The 2,829-nt window shown below is 75.7% G+C and carries 6 protein-coding genes; 4 read left to right on the plus strand and 2 right to left on the minus strand.

Annotation, left to right across the window (positions count from 1 at the left end; all coding sequences use genetic code 11):
• Positions 1-235: LysR family transcriptional regulator (locus tag ACWJ6R_RS33900; RefSeq protein WP_449066131.1), on the minus strand; the 235-nt coding region annotated here is incomplete at its 3' end.
• A gap of 77 nt (positions 236-312) precedes the next feature.
• Here ACWJ6R_RS33900 and ACWJ6R_RS33905 point away from each other — a divergent pair.
• Positions 313-1,035, plus strand: coding sequence for a CTP synthase C-terminal region-related (seleno)protein (locus ACWJ6R_RS33905; protein WP_449066132.1), 723 nt, complete (start codon positions 313-315; stop codon positions 1,033-1,035).
• A gap of 40 nt (positions 1,036-1,075) precedes the next feature.
• On the opposite strand, the gene ACWJ6R_RS33910 is transcribed toward ACWJ6R_RS33905, so the two are convergent.
• Positions 1,076-1,504, minus strand: coding sequence for a 50S ribosomal protein L7/L12 (locus tag ACWJ6R_RS33910; protein ID WP_449066133.1), 429 nt, complete (start codon positions 1,502-1,504; stop codon positions 1,076-1,078).
• A gap of 182 nt (positions 1,505-1,686) precedes the next feature.
• On the opposite strand from ACWJ6R_RS33910, the gene ACWJ6R_RS33915 reads away from it, so the two are divergent.
• From ACWJ6R_RS33915 to ACWJ6R_RS33925, 3 genes are read left to right on the plus strand one after another with little or no spacing between them, the layout of a single operon-like run.
• The gene (locus ACWJ6R_RS33915) at positions 1,687-2,076 is read left to right on the plus strand and encodes a hypothetical protein (protein ID WP_449066134.1); all 390 of its coding nucleotides are present in this window, start codon (positions 1,687-1,689) and stop codon (positions 2,074-2,076) included.
• The gene (locus ACWJ6R_RS33920) at positions 2,058-2,291 is read left to right on the plus strand and encodes a hypothetical protein (protein ID WP_449066135.1); all 234 of its coding nucleotides are present in this window, start codon (positions 2,058-2,060) and stop codon (positions 2,289-2,291) included. The genes ACWJ6R_RS33915 and ACWJ6R_RS33920 overlap by 19 nt, the downstream gene beginning before the upstream one ends.
• Positions 2,292-2,293: 2 nt before the next feature.
• Positions 2,294-2,800: a tyrosine-type recombinase/integrase gene (locus ACWJ6R_RS33925; RefSeq protein ID WP_449066136.1), complete on the plus strand. Its 507-nt coding sequence runs from the start codon at positions 2,294-2,296 to the stop codon at positions 2,798-2,800.
• Positions 2,801-2,829 lie beyond the last annotated feature (29 nt).

Below are 2,829 nucleotides of genomic sequence, written 5' to 3' on the forward strand. Positions count from 1 at the left end.
GCGCGGGCGGCCCGGTGGCGGCAGCAGCAGTCGGCCCGGCATGCTCCAGCAGGCGCCGGCCGGCCGGGGTGGGCGCCACCGGCCGCCGCCCCAGCAGCGCCACCCCCAGATCGGCCTCCAGCGCCGCGATCTGCTGGGAGACCGCCGACTGGGTGTAGCCGAGCCGTTCGGCCGCGGCGGAGAAGGAGCGCAGGTCGGCGACGGTGACGAAGGTGCGCAGCAGATGCGGGTCCACGGTCGATCAGTATCCCTTATCGGATCAGCAGGGATCATCGTTGGCGCTTAAGACCGCAGGCCGGTCAGGATGGGCGCATGACCACCGCGACCGTCGCCCTGGTCGGCGACCGCTCCCCCCACGTCCAGGCCCACGCCCGTATCCCCGCCCTGCTGTCGGCGCTGCGCGAGCGCGACGGGCTGACGCTGGACGCCTACTGGATCCCCACCACCGACACCGGTGATCTGGAGCGCTTCGACGCGATCTGGATGCTGCCCGGCAGCCCGTACCGGAGCGAGGCCGGGGCGCTGCGGGCCGCCCGCACCGCGCGCGAGCACGCCGTGCCGTTCCTGGGCACCTGCGGCGGCTTCCAGCACGCCCTCCTGGAGTACGCCCGCAACGTCCTGGGCCTGGCCGTCCGGCACGCCGAGAACGACCCCGCCGCCACCGCCGACCTGCTGCTGGTGCCCCTGGAGTGCTCCCTGGCCGGCCATGAGGACGCGGTACGGCTGGCGCCCGGCTCCCTGGCCGAGCAGATCGTCGGTGCCGAGCGGACCGTGGAGCGCTACTCCTGCAGCTACGGGCTCGACGCCCGCTACCTGCCGGTCCTGGCCGGCGGCGGGCTGCGCTTCTCCGGCCGCGACGAGGCCGGGGCGGTGCGGATCCTGGAACTGCCCGGCCACCCGTTCTTCCTGGCCACGCTCTTCCAGCCCGAACTGGCCGGCGACGGCACCCGCCCGCACCCGGTCATCACCGCCTTCGCCGCGGCCGCCGTCGCCCGGGCCGCAGGCCGCGGCGCCGGGCGGGTTCCCATCGCGTAGGCCCCGGGGCGGGTCCACCGGGGCGGGGTCTGCTCGATGCCTACTCGATCGCGTCGACGAAGCGCCGGGCGTCGGCCTCGGCCATCCCGGTCTCGCCCCGGACGAGGAAGAGGGCCTGCTCGGCCCGGCCGGCGGCCTTGAGCTCGCGCACCCGGTCGGCCAGGTCCGCGCCTCCGCGCCGCGGAATCTCCCGTGCGCCTCCGGGCGCCCGGCCCGCGGCCACGTCGTCGGCATAGCGCTTGGCGGCGGCCAGGCCGAGACCGGTCTGCTCCCGGATCAGTTTGATCGCTTCGAGCTGCTTTCCCTGCGCGGTCAGGTCCTGGACCCGGTGGTGCAGCTCGGCGGGCCCCAGGCGGGGCGCGGGGACCGAGGGCCGGGCGCTGCGCCGCATGAGGACGATCGCTCCGATGACGAGCAGCGTGAGGAGCACTCCGGCGATGAGGAGCTCCGCAGGTCCCAGGTTCGGCATGAACTGATCATATTGCCGCTTCCGTTCCCTGTCTCGGCCCTGTCATCCGGCGGCCCCCGTACTTCCGGGTGCCCGCCGCGCCATGTGCCGGAGCGCCGTCCGGTGGGGAGGTGAGCCGGCGGCCGGATGTCGGTGCCGGCCGGTAGCATCCGGGAGGATCGAGAAAGGGCGTCCCCGAAACCATGCGGCCTGCGGAGCTGAACCGTCTCACCGTGCAGGAGTCGGCCGATCGCTATGTGGAGCTGATCCGCGCCAAGACCTCGACCGGTGCCCTGTCCCCGGCCACCGCGGAGGTCTACGCCCGGGACGTGGCCACCTTCGTGCGGCTGGCCGGCGCCGGACGGGTGCTGGACGATCTGACCGGGGAGGACGTCGACGCGGTCCTGCTGGCCTTCGCCCGCAAGCCCGACGAGCGGCGCGCCCGGCCGGACGGGGCCGCCCGCCCGGCCCCGGGCAGGCCGTGCAGTCGGCCTCCTCGCAGGCGCGGTTCCGGCGGTCGGTCTCGGCGTTGTTCAAGCACGCGGCACTGGCGGGCTGGGTGCAGATCAACCCGATGGCGGCGGCGACGGTGACCGCCAGGGAGCGCGGGGGGCTGCGCCCGGAGCGGCGGGCGCTCACCCGCGAGCAGGCGCAGGGGCTGATCGGTGCGGCCCGGCGGCTGGGCGGCGACCCCGGCTCCGGCTCTGACGCCGGATCCGATCCCGATCCCGGCGCCGGAGCGGTCCGGACGCCGGCCGGGCGCGGCGCAGGCGCCGCGACCAGCGCACCGAGCTGCGGGACGCGCTGATCGTGCTGCTGCTGACGACGATGGGCCCGCGGGTGTCGGAGCTGGTGCGCGCCAACGTCGAGGACTTCTACACCAACGACGGGGTGCGCTACTGGCGGATCTTCGGCAAGGGCGGCAGGACCCGGGACGTGCCGCTGCCCGCCGACGTGGCGCGGGTCCTGGACGCCTACCTGGAGCGGGGCCGGGCCGGCTCGCCGGACAAGGCGCTGCTGCTGTCGTGGCGGGGCCGCCGGCTGGCGCGGGGGGACGTGCAGGCGGTGATCGACCGGGTGCAGCGGCGGGTGGAGGCCGACCGGCGGCGTTCGGTGACGCCGCACGGCCTGCGGCACACCACGGCCACGCACCTGCTGGCCGACGCGGTGGACATGGACGCGGTGCGGCGGGTGCTGGGCCACAGCGACCTGGCGACGCTGGGCCGCTACCGCGACGAGCTGCCCGGCGAGCTGGAGGTGGCCATGCGCGCCCACCCCCTGCTGCGCGGTCCCGCCCAGCGCCCCGACGGCACCTGACCTGCGAACCGCCCGGCCGGGCTTGCCGC

This window comes from Planomonospora algeriensis (assembly GCF_977012225.1).